The organism is Pseudoalteromonas piscicida, from assembly GCF_002744175.1.
GTDB lineage: Bacteria > Pseudomonadota > Gammaproteobacteria > Enterobacterales > Alteromonadaceae > Pseudoalteromonas > Pseudoalteromonas piscicida_B.
Genome location: NZ_NKHF01000025.1, coordinates 98,911 through 119,822 on the forward strand (window position 1 = coordinate 98,911; position 20,912 = coordinate 119,822).

General features: G+C 43.3%; 21 protein-coding genes and 1 pseudogene. 19 read left to right on the top strand and 3 right to left on the bottom strand.

From position 1 onward, the window contains the following. Positions 1 to 50: 50 nt before the first annotated feature. Positions 51 to 1,046 (top strand): 23S rRNA pseudouridine(2604) synthase RluF, encoded by a 996-nt coding sequence (gene rluF, locus CEX98_RS05825; RefSeq protein ID WP_099641170.1) that lies wholly within the window; start codon positions 51 to 53, stop codon positions 1,044 to 1,046. Positions 1,047 to 1,366: 320 nt separating this feature from the next. Here rluF and CEX98_RS05830 read toward each other — a convergent pair whose 3' ends face one another. After that, positions 1,367 to 4,435: an efflux RND transporter permease subunit gene (locus CEX98_RS05830; RefSeq protein ID WP_099641171.1), complete on the bottom strand. Its 3,069-nt coding sequence runs from the start codon at positions 4,433 to 4,435 to the stop codon at positions 1,367 to 1,369. A 1-nt stretch (position 4,436) separates the two neighbouring features. Continuing rightward, the gene (locus CEX98_RS05835; protein WP_099641172.1) at positions 4,437 to 5,516 is read right to left on the bottom strand and encodes an efflux RND transporter periplasmic adaptor subunit; all 1,080 of its coding nucleotides are present in this window, start codon (positions 5,514 to 5,516) and stop codon (positions 4,437 to 4,439) included. A 100-nt stretch (positions 5,517 to 5,616) separates the two neighbouring features. Between CEX98_RS05835 and CEX98_RS05840 the strand changes: the two genes are divergently transcribed. From CEX98_RS05840 to CEX98_RS05925, 18 genes and pseudogenes are all read left to right on the top strand, one after another. Continuing rightward, positions 5,617 to 6,525 carry a LysR family transcriptional regulator gene (locus CEX98_RS05840; RefSeq protein ID WP_099641173.1) on the top strand — a complete coding sequence of 303 codons (909 nt, stop codon included), beginning with the start codon at positions 5,617 to 5,619 and terminating at the stop codon, positions 6,523 to 6,525. Further along, entirely contained in the window at positions 6,497 to 6,811 is a 315-nt protein-coding gene (locus tag CEX98_RS05845; protein ID WP_099641174.1) for an MGMT family protein, read from the top strand. Before CEX98_RS05840 ends, CEX98_RS05845 begins: the two co-directional genes overlap by 29 nt. Positions 6,812 to 6,910: 99 nt before the next feature. Then, on the top strand, positions 6,911 to 7,483 hold the full coding sequence (locus tag CEX98_RS05850; protein WP_099641175.1) for an LON peptidase substrate-binding domain-containing protein: 573 nt from the start codon (positions 6,911 to 6,913) through the stop codon (positions 7,481 to 7,483). A 61-nt stretch (positions 7,484 to 7,544) separates the two neighbouring features. Further along, positions 7,545 to 8,165 (top strand): sigma-70 family RNA polymerase sigma factor, encoded by a 621-nt coding sequence (locus tag CEX98_RS05855; protein ID WP_099641176.1) that lies wholly within the window; start codon positions 7,545 to 7,547, stop codon positions 8,163 to 8,165. Beyond that, positions 8,162 to 8,812: a ChrR family anti-sigma-E factor gene (locus CEX98_RS05860; RefSeq protein ID WP_099641177.1), complete on the top strand. Its 651-nt coding sequence runs from the start codon at positions 8,162 to 8,164 to the stop codon at positions 8,810 to 8,812. Before CEX98_RS05855 ends, CEX98_RS05860 begins: the two co-directional genes overlap by 4 nt. Before the next feature lie 15 nt (positions 8,813 to 8,827). Next, positions 8,828 to 9,787: a YbgA family protein gene (locus CEX98_RS05865; protein WP_099641178.1), complete on the top strand. Its 960-nt coding sequence runs from the start codon at positions 8,828 to 8,830 to the stop codon at positions 9,785 to 9,787. 2 nt (positions 9,788 to 9,789) lie between these two features. Further along, a pseudogene (gene phrB, locus CEX98_RS05870) lies at positions 9,790 to 11,168 on the top strand (deoxyribodipyrimidine photo-lyase). A gap of 6 nt (positions 11,169 to 11,174) precedes the next feature. After that, entirely contained in the window at positions 11,175 to 11,600 is a 426-nt protein-coding gene (locus CEX98_RS05875; RefSeq protein WP_099641179.1) for a nuclear transport factor 2 family protein, read from the top strand. Next, the gene (locus tag CEX98_RS05880; protein WP_099641180.1) at positions 11,597 to 12,313 is read left to right on the top strand and encodes an SDR family NAD(P)-dependent oxidoreductase; all 717 of its coding nucleotides are present in this window, start codon (positions 11,597 to 11,599) and stop codon (positions 12,311 to 12,313) included. The genes CEX98_RS05875 and CEX98_RS05880 overlap by 4 nt, the downstream gene beginning before the upstream one ends. Beyond that, complete coding sequence (locus tag CEX98_RS05885) at positions 12,306 to 13,559, top strand: NAD(P)/FAD-dependent oxidoreductase (RefSeq protein WP_099641181.1); 1,254 nt, start codon at positions 12,306 to 12,308, stop codon at positions 13,557 to 13,559. The genes CEX98_RS05880 and CEX98_RS05885 overlap by 8 nt, the downstream gene beginning before the upstream one ends. After that, on the top strand, positions 13,556 to 14,287 hold the full coding sequence (locus tag CEX98_RS05890) for a DUF1365 domain-containing protein (RefSeq protein WP_099641182.1): 732 nt from the start codon (positions 13,556 to 13,558) through the stop codon (positions 14,285 to 14,287). Before CEX98_RS05885 ends, CEX98_RS05890 begins: the two co-directional genes overlap by 4 nt. Position 14,288: 1 nt before the next feature. Next, the gene (locus CEX98_RS05895) at positions 14,289 to 15,551 is read left to right on the top strand and encodes an SAM-dependent methyltransferase (RefSeq protein WP_099641183.1); all 1,263 of its coding nucleotides are present in this window, start codon (positions 14,289 to 14,291) and stop codon (positions 15,549 to 15,551) included. Next, complete coding sequence (locus CEX98_RS05900) at positions 15,523 to 16,050, top strand: DUF2878 domain-containing protein (protein WP_099641184.1); 528 nt, start codon at positions 15,523 to 15,525, stop codon at positions 16,048 to 16,050. Before CEX98_RS05895 ends, CEX98_RS05900 begins: the two co-directional genes overlap by 29 nt. 151 nt (positions 16,051 to 16,201) lie before the next feature. Continuing rightward, positions 16,202 to 16,477 (top strand): HU family DNA-binding protein, encoded by a 276-nt coding sequence (locus CEX98_RS05905; RefSeq protein ID WP_099641185.1) that lies wholly within the window; start codon positions 16,202 to 16,204, stop codon positions 16,475 to 16,477. A 119-nt stretch (positions 16,478 to 16,596) separates the two neighbouring features. Continuing rightward, positions 16,597 to 17,097, top strand: a complete 501-nt coding sequence (locus CEX98_RS05910) for a hypothetical protein (RefSeq protein ID WP_099641186.1) — start codon at positions 16,597 to 16,599, stop codon at positions 17,095 to 17,097. A 52-nt stretch (positions 17,098 to 17,149) separates the two neighbouring features. After that, positions 17,150 to 18,985 (top strand): protein translocase subunit SecD, encoded by a 1,836-nt coding sequence (gene secD / locus CEX98_RS05915; protein WP_099641187.1) that lies wholly within the window; start codon positions 17,150 to 17,152, stop codon positions 18,983 to 18,985. 1 nt (position 18,986) lies between these two features. After that, positions 18,987 to 19,898: a protein translocase subunit SecF gene (gene secF / locus CEX98_RS05920; protein WP_099641188.1), complete on the top strand. Its 912-nt coding sequence runs from the start codon at positions 18,987 to 18,989 to the stop codon at positions 19,896 to 19,898. 116 nt (positions 19,899 to 20,014) lie between these two features. After that, positions 20,015 to 20,443 carry a hypothetical protein gene (locus CEX98_RS05925; protein ID WP_099641189.1) on the top strand — a complete coding sequence of 143 codons (429 nt, stop codon included), beginning with the start codon at positions 20,015 to 20,017 and terminating at the stop codon, positions 20,441 to 20,443. A gap of 46 nt (positions 20,444 to 20,489) precedes the next feature. Here the strand turns inward: CEX98_RS05925 and CEX98_RS05930 are convergent, their stop codons facing one another. Then, entirely contained in the window at positions 20,490 to 20,849 is a 360-nt protein-coding gene (locus CEX98_RS05930; protein WP_099641190.1) for an MliC family protein, read from the bottom strand. Between the last annotated feature and the right edge of the window lie 63 nt (positions 20,850 to 20,912).

Consider the following 20,912-nt stretch of genomic DNA (forward strand, 5'->3'; position numbering starts at 1 on the left):
TGCAGTGAAGCGATTACAATACGGGTTTTTACTTCAAGTGGTTCTCTATCGTGACAGAGCAAAAGCGCCTCAATAAATATATCAGTGAAACCGGATTCTGTAGCCGCCGAGAAGCAGATGACTTAATTGCATCTGGGCGAGTAAAAGTAAACGGGATCCTACCAGAGATGGGCACTAAAGTGTCGGACGCCGATACCATTATCATTGATAATAAGCCACTGAAAGCGAAACCAAAGTCTGTTTTTATCGCCTATAATAAACCAGTCGGCGTTACTTGTACCACAGAACGTAAAATTAAAAGCAACATCGTCAGCGCAATAAACTATCCAGAACGTATTTTTCCGATCGGTCGCTTGGATAGGCCTTCTGAGGGGTTGATTTTTCTCACCAATCAAGGGGATATGGTCAATAAAATTTTGCGTGCTGGTAACAACCATGAAAAAGAATATGAAGTGGTGGTAGATAAACCGATAGACGAAAGGTTTGTTAAACGGATGTCGTCAGGTATTCCAATTCTTGGTACGGTAACTAAGCCCTGCAAAGTACGCAAAACAGGCAGCAAATCGTTTACGATTGTGTTAACTCAGGGCTTGAACCGCCAAATTCGCAGAATGTGTGAGTATTTAGGCTTTGAAGTAACCAACCTAAAACGCGTTCGTATCATGAATATTGATCTGACGGGTCTTAACTCAGGTCAATGGCGTCATCTCTCTGATCGGGAAATGAAAGCAATAAACCAAGCTACCGAATCTTCAAGTAAAACCCAAGAGGCATCAGCCGGTGCAGGCGCTGCTAAACCAGCTGAAAAGCCCAAAAAAGTAAGAGACACGGCTGATAAAACTAAACAGCCACCGCGCTCGCACAAAGACAAAAATAAAGTTCGAGACGACAATCAACGCGATAGTTCGAAGCGGACGGGAAGGGGGCAAGCGAGTGACAAGCCTTTTAAACAAAACGGTCGCAAACCCTCAGCAAAACCGAGTACCAAGCCAGCTAAAAGAGTAAAAGGCACATTATCTTTAAATAAAGGTAACAGCGCTAAGTAACTTAAATTTGGGATAACAACTTGTTATATAGCAACTGTTATCCCTACTACAGTGCTTAATTTGCCTTATATTTATACCAATTGAATTATTTCTCTGATCAATTTAAAGGACTGACTAACTTCTTATCCCGAGTTCAGGTTAAATAGCAAAATTTTTGCCTAGCGTGACGTGACTTTGCGCTTTTGAGTTTAGGTTAAGTCGATTAAATTCACTTTTTAGGGCTAGAAAAAATAGGTTAAATGCTGCTTATCCCAAAAATAGTGAAATGAAGTGTAAAGCCCCTTGACAATATCAAGGGGCTTTTTGTTAGTTCAGAATGGTTAGTCTTGCGGTTGTTTGATCCCAAAATACACACAGTGAAGCACAGGTAGTACAATCAAAGTCAGTATAGTCGCGAACCCAAGGCCAAACATAATGGTAACGGCCATTGACTGGAAGAACACATCAAACAATAGTGGGATCATACCAAGTATTGTGGTGATCGCAGCCATTGAAACTGGCCTTACACGGCTTACCCCAGAATCAAAAACAGCCTGATACGGAGATTTACCCGAGTCAATTTCAATATTAATTTGATCCATCAATACAATGCCATTTTTGATTAACATGCCTGATAAGCTTAACAAGCCAAGTAGTGCCATAAAGCTGAATGGGGCTTGCAGCAATACCAGTCCAGCCGTAACACCAATAATGGCAAGCGGCACAGTAGACCAAATAACCAGTGGCTTTTTCACAGAGTTAAATAGCAACACAGTGATCATAAACATCGCTAAATAGCCAATTGGAAGGGACCCAAATATGGCTTTTTTGGCTTTGCTGGATGATTCATATTCACCACCCCACTGCATTTCATAACCCTGCGGTAACTCGATGGCTTCAATATCTGCTTTCACTCTTGCAAATAGTTTCGCCGGAGTTTCATCGCCTATTACGTCATGGTCAGCCATTACGGTGATAGTGCGTTTACGGTCACGGCGCATGATGAGGCTGTCTTCCCATGTCACGCTAAAATCATCAACAATTTGCGATACAGGCACGTAAACATTCAATACTGGGCTGAATATTTGCAAGTCGCCAAGATTCTCAACGTTTAGCCTTTCTTCCTCAGGAGATCGAGCAATAATTGGCAAAAGTTGTGTTCCATCTCGATATAAACCGACTTTATTACCCGACACCGAAGTGAGTAATAGTTGGTCTAGATCAGATTTACTGATCCCTAAGCGTCTGGCCTTTAATTCATTGAATTGGGGGCGGATCAACTTAGTTCTTTGACGCCAGTTATCGCGGATGTTAAACGCTTTGTCATCTTGTCTAATGATGTCTTTTGCTTCTTCCGCCAACTTTCTTAGCACCACTGGATCGGGTCCTGAAAAGCGGGCTTCAATTTTCGCATCGGTTGATGGGCCAATTTCCATGCGTTTAATCTTAAGGCGGCCATCTAGCTCATTTTCACGCTCATATTCACGTAGTTTCGCTATCATGGTCACCACCGCTTCTCTGTTTTCCACCCTAACAATTAATTGTCCGTAGGCATCATATTGCTTTTCTGGAGAGTAAGTAAGCATAAAACGCGGCGCGCCTTGGCCTATCGTGGTTGTCACCTCGTTGACAAGCGGATCGGCAAGTAGGAAGGACTCAATCTTCTCAACATTTTTCGCGGTACTACGAATGTCAGCTCCTTGATAGTGCCAATAATCAACATAAAACATCGGTGTATTCGACGCTGGAAAGAATGATTGTTTGACCGACTTAAAACCAACAATAGCGGCAATAAGGAGTAAAATCATCGAAATAATGGTGATTGCACGATGCTTTAGGCAGAACGTGAGCATGGACTTATACACGGTGAAGATGACTCCTTTGTAAGGGTCGTCGTCTTCAGAGTCGCTATCATTTGTCGTCGCTTTTGGCCCCTTGAACATCATGTTAGCAAAAAATGGTGTTAGAGTGATTGCGGTAACCCAACTTAGTAGCAACGAAATGAGTAACACCCAAAATAGCGAGCCTGCAAACTCACCACTGGCATCGGAGCTTAGTCCGATAGGTGCAAAAGCGGTAATACCAATTACTGTAGCGCCGAGCAGTGGCCACTTAGTCTGTTCAACAATATTAACAGCAGCCTTTAATTTAGATTGACCCCGCTTTATATTGATTAAAATCCCTTCGGTGACCACAATGGCGTTATCCACCAACATACCTAGGGCAATAATCAGTGCGCCAAGTGATATTCTTTGTAAATCAATGGCGAATATTTTCATAAAGATAAAGGTGCCAAGTACCGTAATAAGTAAGATACCGCCGATTAAAATACCACTTTTTACCCCCATAAAAATCAGCAGAACGATGATAACAATAGCAACAGCTTCTAATAGGCTGATGATAAAGCCATCAACAGAGGTTTCTACTTCTGTAGGTTGGTTATAGACGGTATTGATCTCAATCCCATAAGGGCGTTGGTACTCGAGCTGGGCCAAATGACGACCGATCTCTTTACCGACTTCTACAACGTTTACTCCAGAGGTAAATGAAACCCCAACCAGTAACGCGCGCTTTTGCGCAAAGCGAGTAATATGATTTGGCACTTCGGCGTATTCACGAGTTACTGTAGCTACATCACCCAGATAGATAAGTTCTTTGGCACCGGGTTTTGAGATTAACAACCCTTCAAGTTCAGAGACATCGCTGAATTCACCCGTTGGGTGGAGGCGGATAGACTCATCGCCAACGCGGATCTTACCTGCGTTTGAAACGGTGTTTTGCGCTTGTAATAACGAAAAGATATAGCTGGGTGCAATACCTAGTTGCGACAGCTTTTGCGTGGATATCTCAACAATAACTTGTGCTTGTTGCTCTCCTGCAACCGTGACTTTACTCACCCCTTCAACCAAGACCAGCTCGCGTTTTAGAAAGTCGACATAGTCTTTTAACTCATCATATGAGTAACCTTCACCGGTAATGGCATAAAGTTCACCATATACGTCAGCAAAGTCATCTATAACACTTGGAGCCATTACTCCAGGCGGTAATTTGGGTGATAAATCATTGACCTTACGACGCAGTTCATCCCAAATTTGCTGCAAATCCTTCTTTCGGTATTTGCTCTTCATTTCTACGGTGATCTGAGACTTACCTGGTGAGGAAATGGATGTCACATAATCTACATAAGGCAATGACTGAATTGCATTTTCAATCGGAAAGGTAACTTCTTCCTCAACTTGTTGAGGGGAGGCGCCAGGGTACATGGTAACGACCATGGCTTTTTTTAGGGTGAACTCTGGATCTTCTAGTTGACCTAAGCCTAAATATGACACTGCGCCTGCAATAAGCAGGAGCAAGGCAAACATCCAACTGATGACCTTATTTTCAATTGACCATTTGGCTAAACTCATATTACAGACCTCTTTCTTTCGTCCAAGGTCTCACTTTGGCGCCTTCTTGTAAGTAATGTACGCCAGCGGCAACTATTTCTTCTCCTGGCTTTAACCCAGATAGCACTTCAATGCCAGTGTGGTTTAGTTGACCAACGGTCACTTTGCGCTTACTGACGGTTTGCGTATCTTGCTGATAAACCCACACATAGCTATTGTTTGAGGTGCTTTGCTCTTTGTCGGAAAACACAGCCTGATTTGGTACTATGATAGCCGTATTCTCACGGTTGGTGATTTTACTTGGGTCGACATAAACATGACCAGTCATACCGGCAAACAAGTTGAAGTCTTCCGGAATAGGCAGGCTAAATACCACTTTATACGTTAACGTAGCAGGATCTGCTTGGGTATCCCATTCCTTGATCGTTAACGGATACGACTTGCTGGGGTAACCATCAAAAACCACTGTAGGTTTGTAGTCTGAATCTTTATCGACTCTTGCCACAATCCGCTCAGGAACCTGGATCACTACATCCATCATATCACGCGTCTCTAGGCGCAAGATATTTTGCTTCGCCACTACATTTTCGTAGTTTTTGACAAACACCTTGGCAACAGTGCCACTAAACGGTGCACGTAACTCACCGTATTCAAGATTCGTTTTAGCAATTTTAAAGGCGGATTCAGCCACCTGTTTATCAGCCAGTGCCTTATCAAACTCGGCTTTTGTCGCAATTCCTTTTTCAAACAATGGCTCAATTCTAGAGAGCTGTGCTTTCGCTAATTCAAATTGCGCTTTACGTTGTTCATATTGGAGATTGAAGTCTTCAGGGTCGAGTTTGGCGAGTAATTGCCCTTTTTGTACTTCTTGACCAGCTAATACCGGAAACTCAATGAGTTCGCCATTAACCCTAAAAGCAAGGTACGAGCCTTGGTTTGCAACGACTTCTGCAGGAAAGCTGCGCAGTGTGCTGCTGTTGGGATCAGACACAGTGTGAATTTTTACAGGGCGATTCGGGGCTTCAGTTTGAACTTGCTCTGCTTGTTCTTGGCAACCCAAAAGTAGGGTAGCCAGTACAAGTCCAGAAAACACTCTTAACATTTTGTTCTCCATGACAACGTTAATTTTATTGCGTGCAGAATAATGGAATTACATATAAAATAAAAATTATAAAACATTCTCTACAACATAAGATTTATTTATGAAGATTTCGGACTTAGCAGCGTTTTGTACCGTTGTTGAAGCACCTAGTCTTACAGAAGCAGCCAATAAGCTTCATAAAACTCAGCCAGCGGTCTCACAATCAATTAAAAGGTTAGAACAAACTTTGGGATTTGCCCTTTTTGAACGTGAGAAATATCGCAATGTGTTAACAGAGCAAGGTCGTCGTTTTTACTTTGAGGCCGAAAAATTACTGAATCATCATAAAGATTTGTCATTACTCGCGAATGAATTTGCAGCCGGAAATGAACCTAGTTTTAATATTTGTTACGAACCCATCGTCTACCAGAACCAGATTGACGAAGTGCTAGGTAATGCCTTTGTTAAGTTCCCTGCCACAGAAATGAACATTTCAAGTGGTAAGCGCTTCTTCGCATTAGAGCAAGTGACGCAAGGGTTAGCTAACTTGGGAATAGGACCTTGGTTTGACTTATTTCACTCAACAGGGGATCTCGAAACCATGCCCATCGGTAGGGTGAAGCTAGGGCTTGTTTGTTTGGCAGGATATATGCCAGCGTCATTGAAATTCAGTGAGCTTTCAAATTATCCGTCGCTGGCGATGAAAGAAAGTAAGTTTAATTTTGATAGTGAGCGCCTCGCTTATCGTAACAGTAACAACGTAATGAAATTAGATGATGCTCTGGCTATCAAACGATACTTGCTTCAAGGTATGGGGTATGCACTAATTGGTCTTAACCTGTGCCGAGATGAAATTGAATCCGGTGTGTTACAGCGAGTTAGGGTCATTGACCGCAAAGACGAATTTGAAGCAGAAATACATGCATATCGGTTGCATATTTCCCATCATGGCCCTGTCGCTCGTTACTTCTGGGAACAACTTAAAGAGCTTAATAAACAATATGAACAGCAATCAACAAGACTTAGCTGAGAAAATTTTTACGGTGATCGGTGGTATTCCTGAGGGCAAAGTCGCTTCATATGGCCAGATAGCAAGGCTTGCGGGCTACCCTAAACATGCACGAAAAGTAGGTCAATTATTAAAAAATTTACCCGCAGGGTCGAGCTTGCCTTGGTATCGTGTGGTCAATAGCCAAAGACGGATCTCATTTCCAGCAAACAGCGCTAAGTTTGATGAGCAAAAGGCTCGCTTAGAAGCTGAAAACGTGAGGTTTTCAGCTAGTAATGTTATTGCCAAGTCATGTTTTTGGGACTAGTACGCGTTGAGATAAATCACCCGCGCACGCACATGGACTGATCCAGATAAATCGCATAGCCGTAATTATCGTTAGTTTTTGAGCATTTGAACGGGAATTATGAAACTAGCTTTATTTCCATTGCCGATATTTTTGCTTCCTGGCGGATTTACCCGCCTGCGAATTTTCGAGCAACGTTATTTATATATGGTGAAAGAGGCGGCAAAGACCGAGCAGGGCTTTGTGCTTTGCCCCTACGCGAATAACACGCCCCATAACGTGCCAGATGAAGGAGTACATGTAAAAATTGTCGACTTCTCGCAAGGGGAGGACGGTCAGCTGTTAATAGATGTTGAAGCCATCAACAGAGTAGCAATTAGTCAAGTTGAAGTGGATCACCAAAGTTTGAGGTATGGTGAATGCGAACCACTGAAAGGGCCTCCGTGGCTTTGTACAGAGGATGCATTTACTTTGATCGATGAAGCCTTGACCGAGAAACTAAGAAGCGTATTTATCGCGAATCCGGTACTAGACGACCTGTATCGCATCAAAGACTTTTCGACACCACTTTGGGTTGCTTATCGGTGGCTTGAAATTTTACCTATCTCAATGACACAAAAACAAAAAATAAAACAAGCTCAAACATTTGAACAGGTAGCAGAGTTCTTACATACTGTATTAGACGAGAAATAGTGATCCAAATAAATAATCCGAGCGTACTGAGTGTCAATAAGTATAATTTGGAAGGTGAGCTATGATAGGCCAACAGCAATCTGTCGATTGCAATGTTCATTCAGGAACTCGCAAAACAGTGCAAGAAACTCCTTCACAAGCGTTGTCAGACGCACTAGTAAAAGTCGCTGAAAACAGGGATCGCAATGCTTTTGCGTACCTGTTTGAATACTTTGCGCCCAAAATCAAACGTTTTGGCGTAAAGCAATTTGGCAATGAAGCTCAGGCTATGGAGCTGGTACAAGACACCATGACTTCAGTATGGCGAAAAGCGCATTTGTATCATTACGATAAAGGCGCCGCGACGACGTGGATTTACACCGTGATGAGAAATGCATCGTTTGATGCGCTCAGAAAAATGAAAAGCAATAAAGAAGAGCATATCAGCGAAGATATCTGGCCCATTATTCAAGATTCACAAGCCGATGACGATGGCTTTCAAGACCACTTACAAACGGCACAAATTCAAAAGTACATCAACAAGCTTCCGCCAGCGCAACGCGACATCGTCAAGGGCGTTTATTTTCAAGAAATGTCGCAAGAACAGCTGGCAGAACACTTAAATATTCCTGTTGGTACGGTTAAATCTCGATTGAGGTTAGCTTTACAAAAATTACGCGCAGAGCTGGGAGATCAAGCATGATTAAGCATCACCCTAATGATTCATTGTTAGAGCAATTTGTAGAAGGTAATCTGCCCGCTAGCATTAGCGTAGCTATTGCCGCGCACGTAGAACTATGCCCTTGCTGCCAACAAAAAACACAGGAACTTGAAGCATCTCAAGCACATGTACAGCTCGGTGGCGACACAGATCCTGCCCTTGATTTGGATTTTATGGACATGATGCAAGCGATCACTGCGGATGATGACATCGACGAAGTGCGAGAATATGTGCAGCCGCCTTTTAGCTATCAAGGCCGAGAAGTTACCTTGCCTCGAGCTATCGCGAATATCGACAGAACTAAGTTCTCGGGTGTAGGTAAGGTCTCCCGCGCTAGGTTATTGCTTGAAGATGGCGACTTGCGTTCAAGCTTGCTAGAGATAGGGGCGGACGGCGAAATTCCTGAGCACACGCATACTGGGTTTGAAATAACCCTACTACTGGATGGAGACTTTTCAGATGAAGCGGGCGACTACGTGCCGGGAGACTTTATCTGGCAAGATGGTCAGCACAATCACTCACCGCGAACAAAAGAAGGGTGTTTATGCTTTACGGTGGTAAGTAGTGCGCTACACTTCAATAAAGGGCTTAGTAAGCTATTGAATCCTATTGGCAAGTTAATTTATTAATGGAATAGTTGCGGAATGAAATTTTCTTCACCAATAAAAATTGGTATTAGCGCCTGTCTTGCTGGAGACAAAGTAAGGTTTGACTCTGGACACAAGCGTTCGAACTTTTGTATGGATGAATTTGCAGAGCATGTTGAGTATGTAAGATATTGCCCCGAAGTGGCAATAGGCATGCCCATTCCAAGACCAACCATCAGGCAGATCCGGGTTGGAGATGTCATCAAGGTCAGCCGCCCTGATGGCGAGGAAGACGTTGCGCCTAAACTAAAAGAATACGGAGAGAAAGTCGCGACCGCTCAAACCGATGCACTTTCAGGCTTCGTGTTTTGTGCCAAAAGTCCGAGCTGTGGAATGGAAAGAGTGAAGGTCTACAACGAAGCGGGCACCGGTAACACTTCCGAAGGTATTGGCATATTCGCCGAACAGATCATGAAACATAACCCGCTGCTACCTTGCGAGGAAAATGGCAGGTTAAACGACATGCATTTACGAGAAAATTTCGTGATGCGCGTGTTTGTGTATAAAAGTTGGCAGGAGCTAACCATGTCGCCAGACGTGGGCCTGCATGAGCTAACGAGTTTTCATGCTAAGCATAAGTACTTACTGATGAGCCACAACTATCAAGCCTACAAAGACTTAGGAAGGCTACTTGGTGATGGCAAACAGTATGATATTGAAACATTGAAAAACAAATACATCAGCGGCCTAATGAAGGCGTTGAGTAAACCGGCTAACCGTAAGAATCAAGCAAATACACTGACGCACCTACAAGGATACTTCAAAAATGAGTTATCTAGCGTTGAAAAGCAGGAGATGTGTGGTGCAATTGAACAATATCGCAAAGGCATAGTGCCGTTGTACGTGCCGCTTACGCTGCTGAAGCATCATCTTACTGTACATCCTAAAGAATATTTGCAAAGCCAAGTGTACTTTGACCCATATCCTAACGAGCTGCGTTTAAGATTCGGAATTTAATAATGAAAACTGCTTTTTGGTTTCGCCGTGATCTAAGGGTCTACGGCAATGAGGCGTTAATAGATGCCGTAAATGAGGGCGCACAAGATGCGCTCTTTTTTTATTGTAAGTCGCAATGGCTGCAACATAATGTTGCCAGCATCCAGCTAGATCTGCTGGAACGGCGGCTGATTGAGTTAGGTAAACAGCTTAATGAATTTGGTATTACACTGCATATTATTGAAGCAGACCGTTTTGCAACATTGCCAGCGCTACTGGAAAATGTTTGTAAAGAGAAAGGTATCACTCGCCTATATGCCAATAAAGAATATGAAGTGAATGAAATTGCAAGGGACGATGCCTGTAGTCAGCGCCTAGAGCTTAAGCTTTATGATGGCGATGTGATAGCTAAGCCAGGCACAGTGTTAACTGGTTCTGGTGAAATGTTTAAGGTGTTTACACCATTTAAAAAGGCTTGGCTGAAATGCTTTGCAGGTCAGCACTTTCATTTTCCCAGTTGGCCTTTAGATAAAAGAAAGCAGGCAGAGTTTGCAGAGCCTGACTTTTTTTCTGCGACTATGGAATCCGAAAAATGGCCAGTAGACGACAATGCAATCGTGGCTATCGTTAATCGTTTTATCAAAGATAAGCTTACGGACTACAAAGAAGATAGAGACTTTCCTGCTATTAAAGGTACTTCTGGTTTGAGCCCTTACCTCGCCCTTGGAGTCGTATCGCCAAAACAGCTGATAGCGCAAATTCAATTGCATTACCCTGAAGTTTTAGAAAATCCCAGTAAAGCGGAGTTTTGCTGGTCAATGAGATCATATGGCGTGAGTTTTATCGGCACTTAATTGTCGCATTTCCCAAACTCTGTAAAGGCTTTAACTTTAACGAAAAGTACAACGCAGTAGGCTGGCGTGATGATAATCAAGCGTTTGAGCGCTGGTGCCAAGGTAATACTGGGTATCCCATTGTAGATGCGGCAATGCGGCAACTAAATAAAACAGGCTGGATGCATAATCGCTTGAGAATGATTGTAGCGAGCTTTTTAACTAAGCACCTGTTAATAGACTGGCGCAAAGGTGAAGCCTATTTTATGTCTAAGCTGATAGATGGCGACTTGGCTAGTAATAATGGCGGCTGGCAATGGGCTGCCAGTACAGGGTGCGATGCACAACCGTATTTCCGCATCTTTAACCCCATCACCCAAAGCGAAAAGTTTGATCCTGATGGTTCGTTTATCCGTACATATGTGCCTGAATTAAAAAATGTTCCAGCGAAACACATTCACTTTCCCCATGATTACTTAAATGCTTTTGGTGGTGGTGATAAGTATGTGGCTGCGCTGGTTGATCATAAAGAAGCGAGAGCAAGAGCGCTTGACGCATTTAAGGTTTAAACAGGTATGGATCCCAGAACTCAGCGATTTGTGGCAATTTACAACGAAATTGACAAGCACAATTTAGGTAAACTGGCTGATATCTACACTGAAGACGTCAGCTTTGTCGACCCACTGCATTCAATTACCGGGCTTGACCCTCTGACCGAATACTTTAAAGGGTTATACGAAAACGTGTCAGAGATCACGTTTATGGTAACCAGTGCTTACGAATTAAACGAAGTAAGCTTCATTTATTGGACCATGACTTACCAACACTCTAAGCTCAATGGTGGTAAGGCAATTTCAGTTGATGGACACAGTCGCTTGAGTTTTGTCGGCAACAAAGTGGCGCAGCATCGTGACTATTTTGACAGCGCACAGATGCTATATCGGCAAATACCAGTGCTAGGAGGCGTTATTCGCTTGCTAGATAGAAGGATTACGGCATGAGTAGGGTATTAATTACGGGGGCAACCTCAGGGATTGGTAAAGGGCTAGCCCAATACTATGCAAAGCAAAGTAATGAGGTTATTGCCTGTGGTCGTAATACAGAGATCCTCAACGAATTAACTGAGCAGGTCGGTGCAAACACCAAAGCGTTTGACCTCACCAAGCGTGACCAAATTGAGCAGCATTTTGCCGACATTGATGACTTGGATTTAGTGGTGCTTAATGCCGGAGGTTGTGAATATATAGATAATCCTAATGAGTTCGACGGCCACCTGTTTGAGAGAATTATGAACATTAATTTGATTTCGATTGGTCATTGTCTCGACGTGTTGTTACCAAAAATAAAAGATGGTGGGCAGTTGTGTATTATCAGCTCAAGCAGTGCTTTTTTACCACTCCCCCGAGCTGAAGCATATGGTGCGTCTAAGGCTGCGGTAAGTTACCTAGCAAGGACATTAACGGCCACGCTCAAGGGCATTGATGTCACCTTGGTACATCCTGGTTTTGTGGAAACGCCCCTGACCGACAAAAATGACTTTCCCATGCCGTGTATTGTGAGCGTAGACGATGCCGTGGCTTATATTACAAAAGGCATCGACAAGCGTAGCAAAGAAGTCCATTTCCCCAGAAGGTTCACCTTGTTTTTAAAATTTCTTAGGTTATTACCATTTTCATTATGGTTGCCTCTCGCTAAAAGGATAGCCCGTGGCTAAGATTGCAATAATAGGAAGCGGTATTTCAGGTATGACCGCGGCGTATCTGTTGAGTCGTCAACATGATGTCAAAGTATTTGAAAAAAATGATTATATTGGTGGTCATACCGCCACTATTGATGTTGATTATCAAGGCGAGCAACTTGCCATCGATACCGGGTTTATTGTTTTTAACGACAGAACCTACCCCAAGTTTGAAAAGCTATTGGCGGAAATTGGCGTTAGCCGCCAAGAAACTGAGATGAGTTTTAGCGTTCACAACAGCAAAACTCAGTTTGAATATAATGGCCACTCTTTACGCACTTTGTTTGCGCAAAAGCGTAACGTATTTAGACCTAAGTTTTGGAAGCTGCTTAAAGATATAGTGCGATTCAATAAGGTCTGTAAGGCGCTTCATGAAAGTGATGATTATCGTGGTGTTGAAACCCTTGGTAAACTACTGCAGGAATACAAATTTAACGAATTTTTTAAGCTGCACTACATTTTGCCCATGGGGGCTGCGATATGGTCCACCAGCATCAAAGAAATGCTTGACTTTGAGGCCAAATTCTTCGTGCGCTTTTTCTTCAACCATGGCTTATTGGATGTTACCAATCGTCCACAATGGTATGTGATCCCAGGCGGCTCGCGAGAGTATATTCAGCCGCTGATTGACAAGTTTCGCGATAACATTGTACTTAATGCACAAATAGAAGCTGTACAACGTGATGACACGGGCGTAGCGCTAATTTTTAAAGATGGATCAGAGCAACGTTTTGATAAAGTCGTATTTGCGTGTCACAGTGATCAAGCACTAGCATTATTGGCCGAGCCGTCGTCAGACGAACAAGCGGTACTTGGCGCAATTCCTTACACGGCAAATTCAGTTGTCCTTCACACTGATACAAGCTTGCTCCCTAAGCGGCCGCTAGCCTGGGCAAGCTGGAACTACTTACTAAACGAGGCCACTGATAAAGCCGCGGTGGTGACCTACCAGATGAATATCTTACAAGGATTAACTGCTAAACATCAGTATTGCGTTACCCTAAACCACGATGAGGGTATAGCCGAGGATAAAATAATACGTCGATTTGTTTATCATCACCCCGTATTTAACACCACCAGTATTGAAGCGCAAAAACGTAAATCAGACATCGATGGCAAACAAAACAGCTACTTCTGTGGTGCCTATTGGTTTAACGGTTTTCATGAGGACGGTGTAAAAAGTGCGGTGGATGTTGCTAAGCAATTAGGTATCACATTTTGAACAGTGCAATATTGGTCGGAAAGGTTAGGCATCGCCGCTATGCGCATGCCAACCACGCCTTTTCGTATCCTATGTATATGATGTGGATCGATTTAAATGAAGTTACAGAGCTTAACTGCATCTCATCCACATTCGGCACCTCAGGTGCAAAGCTGCTGAAATTTAACCAATCAGACTATATGAAAACAGGAAACGGCAGTTTGTTAGCTCGAGTGCACGCTAAGTCGAATGAGCTGGGCATGCCCGTTTCCGGTGACACCAAAGTGTACTTAATGGCGCAAATGCGCTGCCTAGGGATCTATTTCAGTCCAGTTAACTTTTACTTCTTTGAGCAAGATGACAAATCTGGGTTTAGTCATATGATTGCAGAAGTAAGCAACACCCCTTGGAATGAGCGACATTTTTATTTAGTTGAATTAAATAAAGAAGTGAACTTTAAAAAAGCCTTTCACGTATCACCTTTTATGAACTTGGATATGCACTATCACTGGAAGGTTAAGCCGCCAGGAAAGAGCACGCTTATCCACATAGAGAATAGAAAAGGTAACGAATTGCTATTTGATGCCACAATGGCGCTAAAAAGGCAGGAACTCAGTAAGGAAAATATTCATAGCTTACTGAAACAGTTTCCTGCGATGACCTGGAGTATAGCGAAAGGTATCTACTGGCAAGCGTTAAAGTTGTTTTTAAAAAGAGTGCCTTTTGTTGGGCATCCTGGAAGAGTATAAGATGGAAAACACCACAACAATTACCTCATCAATATCGCTTTCTATATTTGATAAGTTTTATAAAAAGCTGGTCTTTGGCGCATTGAATACATTGGAAACCGGAGCGGTGGTGCTTATCGAAGGCGACCAAAAATACTATTTTGGCGAGCAAGACTCTGCACTTAATGTAGAAATACGTATCAATAATGCACAGATGTACAAGTTGTTTGCACTGGGCGGCAGTGTGGGGGCAGGAGAGTCATATATTTTGGGACATTGGAGCTGCACTGATCTCACGACCTTGATAGAAATATTCGTCTTGAACCAAGACCAGCTTGATGCCTTTGAACGTAAATTTGCGGTGCTGTCGAGTGTTGCGCACAAAATAAAACACCTAAAAAATAAAAACTCCAAACAAGGGTCAAAACGCAATATTGCTGCGCATTATGATCTGGGTAATGATCTATACGAAGCTTTTTTGAGCGAAGAAATGTTGTATTCTAGCGCGGTGTACCCAAGCAAAGACGCAACATTAGAAGAAGCGCAACAGCATAAACTTGCTTCGATTTGCCAGCGCTTAGACCTTCAAGCTAGTGATTCCGTGGTGGAAATCGGTACGGGCTGGGGGGCTTTTGCAGTATACGCTGCGAAGCACTACGGTTGCCATGTGACAACCACCACAATCTCTGAGGAGCAACATGCATATGTTGGCGAACTGATCAAAAAAGAAGGGCTTGAAGATAAGATAACCTTGTTGAAAAAAGATTACCGAGACCTGCAAGGGCAATATGATAAATTGGTTTCGATAGAAATGATCGAGGCGGTAGGGCATGCTTATCTATCAGGTTTTTTTGCCAAGTGTAACGCGCTGTTAAAGCCAACCGGAGCTATGCTCATCCAAGCGATAACAATTGCGTGTCAGCGTTACCAACATTATCTGAAGCAGTCTGATTTTATTCAGCAATACATCTTTCCAGGAGGCTGTCTGCCATCCGTCACTGAGATGAGTAAACAAATCTTAAACTCCACAGATATGGTAGTTCACGAGTTGCATGATATTGGTTTGCACTACGCTAGAACGCTTTATGATTGGCGTGTGCGCTTTGAAAAAGCGTGGCCGTCTCTGGATGGTCGCCGTTTTGATGAGCGTTTTTACCGCTTGTGGCAATTCTACCTGTGCTATTGCGAGGGCGCATTTAAACGTAGGGCAACCAGTGCGGTACATTTAGTCGCGAGAAAACCGAGATACCAGTCGAATGTTTGTGCTCAAACACTGGATTACTAACGCGTTATTATTTCAAAGCGCTTGGTTTGCCGGTTTATTTTTTCAGGCCCAAGCGCTTTGGTTTATGCTCCTATGCTGCGCCTTGATGGTGGTGGGACATAGCAACAGGCAGTTGAATGTGGTGCTAGCTTTATGTGGCTCGGTGATAGGTATGAGCGTTGAATTTGCTGCGGTTAAAATCGGTCTGCTGAGCTATCAAGGTGTGGAAACTCTGCCATTATGGCTCTGGGTTTTGTGGATTGCTCTTATACTAACCGTCAACCATGCCCTGCAAAAGCTGCTTACGCTAAAATCACCTCTATTACTTATTACATTTCTTGTTTGCGCGCCACCGAGTTATTTGGGGGCGGCTAACTTTGACGTCGTGAGTATTTCTCAACCTTGGTATGTTTTTTGGCCGCTCTTTGGGGCACTTTGGAGCATTGGGTTTTTTCTGATTGTGAAGTTTAATCGCATTTTATGGGGTACAAGGCTTGCGCAGCAAAGGCCAAATTGGTAGCTTTTGATTACAAACCCTTATGGTTCGGGGCGAAACGCAATAAAATAATAAATATTTCGTCGTATTTCGTGATTTTGGGGTTGCACATAAACGCAAAATGCATAAACATAGGTTTTGCTTAGGCAAATTATAAAGTTATAGGAATCTAATAATGAATAAAGCTCAACTAGTTGAAAAGATGGCGGCAGACGCAGAGATTTCAAAAGCAGCGGCAGCTCGCGCTTTAGAAGCATTCACTGGCGCAGTAACTAACACGTTAAAAGACGGTGGTTCAGTTGCTTTAGTTGGTTTTGGCACTTTCTCAGTAAAAGAGCGTTCTGCGCGTACTGGCCGTAACCCACAAACTGGTGCAGAAATCCAAATTCCAGCTGCGAACATTCCTTCGTTCAAAGCAGGTAAAGGCCTAAAAGACCAAGTAAATCCTTAATCCACTCGCTGGACAAGAAAAACCTCCCAAGTTGGAGGTTTTTTTATGCCTATAGGGGCTTGATTCTGATACTATCGCCCCAATCTACATACCATCTTATTTGTTAGTTATGCCATTCTATGAAGCGATTTAGCTTTTCAGCGGTTATTTCTTTACTCCTGTTATTATGGGTAGGAAGTGCTGCGTGCGCGACAGAGGTCAATGGCAATAATATTGACGATATAGCAAATGAAATGCATCTTAATGTGGCCGCTGTGTTGGCCGTAGATACTAGTTTATCTACCCCGCATACCAAGCAAAAGTTCCCAGCTGCGCCTATTAAGTTTAGTGGTGAGCACGCCCATCACGAAAAAGGCTTATTACCTGAGCGCGAACGAACAAGTCACCCAAGCTACTTTTTACATCCTCAACAACAAGCGGAATATGCTTTGGTATTTGCGCTTGCTGAGCACAGATACATCCCAGCCGCTATTTATGAAATTAATGGCCCAGAGCCACTGCCATGGTATATATGTGATACCCGTCCAAATAATGGCTTTATAGATAACTGTAAACCTGCCAACCTGCTGTTTAAAGGGCGCATAAACTACGCTGCTCAATCATTATCTTCACAATACTAGTCGTTTAATTTTTAGTAATGAGCTTTACGCTCAGTGAGATAATGAGAAAATAATGAAAGATATTAATTCCCCGACGAGGGTTGTTAACCCGCGCGGCTCAATGCCCCGTGCCAAACGCATTTTTACCGCATTTATTGTGTTAATGCTGATATTGTGCGCATTACCAAACCTATATCCAAACAAAAACTTAATACAAATTCAAAGCGTTAGCCATGAGGCTGTGACGGTATCACTCCCTGATCTAAAAACGCAGTTAGAAACAGAAGGTTTTAATGTTAAACAAATAGCCTCCCATCAAGGGGGTTATCTGGTTGAGTTAGAAAACAGAGCCTTGACAGCGCAAGCTCGTGCATATTTGGCTGAGGTTAATCAGCGTCTCAATATTAAAGTGGTGAGTGCATCAACGATGCCGCAATGGTTAGAGCGTACAGGGTTGCGGCCCATCAAACTCGGACTCGATTTAGATGGAGGCGTGCTGTTTGTATTAAAAGTAGATACAGAGCAGGCAGCACAGAACAAGCTGCAGTCTTTAGCGGATGAGGCAAATAGTTTACGGATCAAAAATCGCTTCAGAAACCTCTCTATCCCCAAGCTGATTAACGGTGAGATGGTTGAAATTATTGCCAAGGCGCAGGGAAAAAATGAACTAATCGCACTGAATGCAACACTACTTGAGTTATATCCTCAATTTACTAGTACTACTCACTTGCAGGGAAGCCTGACTAAGATAAGTTTTCATTTTGCAGAATCTAAGCGCGCTGAGTTTGATAAACAGCTAATGACACAAGCGTTATCAACACTACGCTCACGTATAGAGGAGTTGGGGATCACAGAGGCGGTGACACAACGTCAAGGTAACAACTACATTCGTATTGAGTTACCCGGGGTACAAGACCCAGAACAAGCTAAGCGGATCATTGGTGCTACCGCTAAGCTTTCATTTCATGCATTACAGGAGATTGGCGGACAAAAATTAATGGATAAATCAGGTGCGCCAGTATCAGTGGATCCTGTGGCAATTTTTGGCGGTGATGAAATTGAGTCCGCAACAGCGGGAAGAGGTGAGTATGGTAAGCCGTTGGTTCAATTATTTTTGTCATCGCAAGGTGGCGAGAAAATCAATCGTTTCTCACGAAATAATGTCGGCAAACCAATGGCCACGGTATTTAGCGAATATTACGCAGATGCAAAAGGTGAGATCAAACGTAAAACCGAAGTTATTTCGGTGGCAACCATACAGCAAGTGTTAAACACTCGTTTTAGCATCACCAATATGCAATCAATGGAGCGCGCTCAAGAATTGGCATTGCTACTAAGGGCTGGGTCGCTCGATGCCCCAATTACGATTGTTAAAGAGCAAACTATCGGCCCGTCTTTGGGGGAGAAAAACATTGAAAGCGGTTTTAAGGCCCTTGCACTAGGTTTAAGCCTAACGCTACTGTTTATGGCTATTTGGTATCGTAAACTTGGTGCTGTGGCTATTGCCTCCTTAATTGTAAATTTAGTTTGTCTCATTGGCCTAATGTCATTATTGCCAGGGGTGGTGTTAACTTTACCGGGGATCGCAGGTTTGGTACTGACCATTGGCATGGCAGTAGACACCAACGTGATTATTTTTGAGCGTGTACGTGAATTGAGACGAAAAGGAATTGCGATGGCGGCAGCCCTAAAGCAGGGCTATCAACAAGCAATGTCGAGCATTATTGATGCTAACCTGACGACGATGATCACCGCATTGATCTTATTAGGGGTCGGCTATGGTCCGGTGAAAGGCTTTGCCATCACACTCGCACTTGGGATCATAACTAGTATCTTTGCCGGTGTGATTGTCTCAGGCATGCTATCCGAGTCCCTTTACTCTATTCAATCACGTCAAGGTAGAAAATAATATGACTAGCAAAACACAAAAAGCGAGATTGTTTGGTCTAATTTCAGGGCTGCTGTTGGTGGTGACCAGCTTAGTCATCATCTGTCAAAAAGGGATTGTGTTAGGACAGGACTTCACTGGAGGTTATGTAACGGTTGTTGATGTGCCAGAGCAAGTGAACCACCAACAAATCCAGAGCAAATTAGCTGAGCTAGGGGTCGAAAGTGCCCGTATTAATCGACAAAACGATGGTAGTTGGCGCGTGTTTCAAACACCGCAATCTACAGACGAAGCGCTGGTTAAGCACTGGGTTAACGGGCTTGAGCTGGACTGGAATGCTGAGGTGTTAGATGCCAGTTACTTGGGGTCGCAGGTAGGGAGTGAGCTAATTGAGCAAGGAGGGCTGGCTGGCCTTTTTGCACTTGTGAGTGTATTAATTTATCTCGCATTCCGATTTGAGTGGCGTTTAGCAGTTTCAGCAAGCATCGCTTTGTTTCATGATGTTATTGTCACGCTTGGATTATTCTCGGTAACTCAAGTTGAGTTTGATTTAACCGTGTTAGCTGCACTTCTGGCAATTATTGGCTACTCCCTTAATGATTCAATCGTGATTGGCGATAGAGTAAGAGAGCTATTATTTGAAGCACAGTGGAAAACTAGCCCCGTAGGAGAAACGATTGATCAAGCAATAAAAGATTCGATGAGTCGGACGCTGATCACATCATTAACCACGCTCACAACCGTGCTTGCCATTTGGTGGTTAGGTGGAGCTGGGCTCAGTGGGTTTGCTATGGCACTATGTTGTGGGATTTTAGTCGGAACTTTGTCCTCACTTGCGATCAGTGCGACGCTACCACAATTTTTAGGGTTATCCTTTAACAACTACCTAAAAGAAGAGTCTGAAGAAACCAAAAGGCAGCTTGCTGAACCATAAAAAATGGACTGACAGATAATTTTATCTATTCGGGTTAAAAAAGTAGCAGTAGTGCTTTTTTAACCCGCTATTGCTGAGGTATAATCGGTGCTTCGAAAGGAGCTGGATAAGGATTAATGTCAAAATATAGTTTTCAAACTCGATGCGGTAAAGTGACAGTCTGGACAGAACACCGTATTCTTTTCGCCTGTTTCGAAGGAAACATTAATGAATCAATGATCCATTATTTTTCTCGGGCGTTTGAGCAATGTCGTAGTGAAATTGACTCATCAACATGGGGTTACGTAAGTTACTCCGAACATGCTATCGCAGCAACACCTGAAGCGTATAATTTACTAGTCAAAGTGGCAAGGCGATGTATTGACCTTGGCTGTACAAGCGCTGCGTATGTTTTGAAATCAGCCATCGCAAAAAGTCAAACGGCGAAGTTGCGCAAAGAAATTGGCATGCCAGAGCCGTTAGAGCAGGTGTTGTTTACGGATGTGAACGCGGCTGTAGAGTATGTAAAGTGCCATCTCGAGACGCCAGAAGCGGTGTCGGTATAATATTTTAAAAGCCATTTCTATAACTGTGGTCATTAGATCCCACAGGCTATTTTGCTTTATTTACTAGAGCGCTATTTGGCCGCATTTCGCATCGAGCGATGATGCGGTTGTTTTTATTTTGCGCTTGCTTAAGCAGCATCCCCTCATCGTTTTTGGTCCACCAAATAAATCCATCGCCTTGATACTTAGCGCCACTGGCTGAACGCGTAATAGTCATTGCTAGCGTTTTGTCATCAAGATAGACGGTAGCTTTATCATCACCATCATAAGCGACTTTGATAATACTTTGGTTATCACACGCATAGTTGCTCAGCTTGTCACTGAGGTTCATATGATGATTTGCACTCTTTTCACTACACGCGCTTAACGTCGCTAACATCAACACGGCAACAGGTATAATTTTCATGAACACAAACTCCACCAAGATAAAAGGCAATTTGCGCAATTGTAGTAAGCACAGCTTAAGATG

Coding starts and splice junctions, on each gene's coding strand:
- CEX98_RS05830 (WP_099641171.1), bottom strand. CDS start 4,435: ATGAGTTTAGCCAAATGGTCAATTGAAAATAAGGTCATCAGTTGGATG.
- CEX98_RS05835 (WP_099641172.1), bottom strand. CDS start 5,516: ATGTTAAGAGTGTTTTCTGGACTTGTACTGGCTACCCTACTTTTGGGT.
- CEX98_RS05840 (WP_099641173.1), top strand. CDS start 5,617: ATGAAGATTTCGGACTTAGCAGCGTTTTGTACCGTTGTTGAAGCACCT.
- CEX98_RS05845 (WP_099641174.1), top strand. CDS start 6,497: ATGAACAGCAATCAACAAGACTTAGCTGAGAAAATTTTTACGGTGATC.
- CEX98_RS05850 (WP_099641175.1), top strand. CDS start 6,911: ATGAAACTAGCTTTATTTCCATTGCCGATATTTTTGCTTCCTGGCGGA.
- CEX98_RS05855 (WP_099641176.1), top strand. CDS start 7,545: ATGATAGGCCAACAGCAATCTGTCGATTGCAATGTTCATTCAGGAACT.
- CEX98_RS05860 (WP_099641177.1), top strand. CDS start 8,162: ATGATTAAGCATCACCCTAATGATTCATTGTTAGAGCAATTTGTAGAA.
- CEX98_RS05865 (WP_099641178.1), top strand. CDS start 8,828: ATGAAATTTTCTTCACCAATAAAAATTGGTATTAGCGCCTGTCTTGCT.
- CEX98_RS05875 (WP_099641179.1), top strand. CDS start 11,175: ATGGATCCCAGAACTCAGCGATTTGTGGCAATTTACAACGAAATTGAC.
- CEX98_RS05880 (WP_099641180.1), top strand. CDS start 11,597: ATGAGTAGGGTATTAATTACGGGGGCAACCTCAGGGATTGGTAAAGGG.
- CEX98_RS05895 (WP_099641183.1), top strand. CDS start 14,289: ATGGAAAACACCACAACAATTACCTCATCAATATCGCTTTCTATATTT.
- CEX98_RS05900 (WP_099641184.1), top strand. CDS start 15,523: ATGTTTGTGCTCAAACACTGGATTACTAACGCGTTATTATTTCAAAGC.
- CEX98_RS05905 (WP_099641185.1), top strand. CDS start 16,202: ATGAATAAAGCTCAACTAGTTGAAAAGATGGCGGCAGACGCAGAGATT.
- CEX98_RS05910 (WP_099641186.1), top strand. CDS start 16,597: ATGAAGCGATTTAGCTTTTCAGCGGTTATTTCTTTACTCCTGTTATTA.
- secD (WP_099641187.1), top strand. CDS start 17,150: ATGAAAGATATTAATTCCCCGACGAGGGTTGTTAACCCGCGCGGCTCA.
- secF (WP_099641188.1), top strand. CDS start 18,987: ATGACTAGCAAAACACAAAAAGCGAGATTGTTTGGTCTAATTTCAGGG.
- CEX98_RS05925 (WP_099641189.1), top strand. CDS start 20,015: ATGTCAAAATATAGTTTTCAAACTCGATGCGGTAAAGTGACAGTCTGG.
- CEX98_RS05930 (WP_099641190.1), bottom strand. CDS start 20,849: ATGAAAATTATACCTGTTGCCGTGTTGATGTTAGCGACGTTAAGCGCG.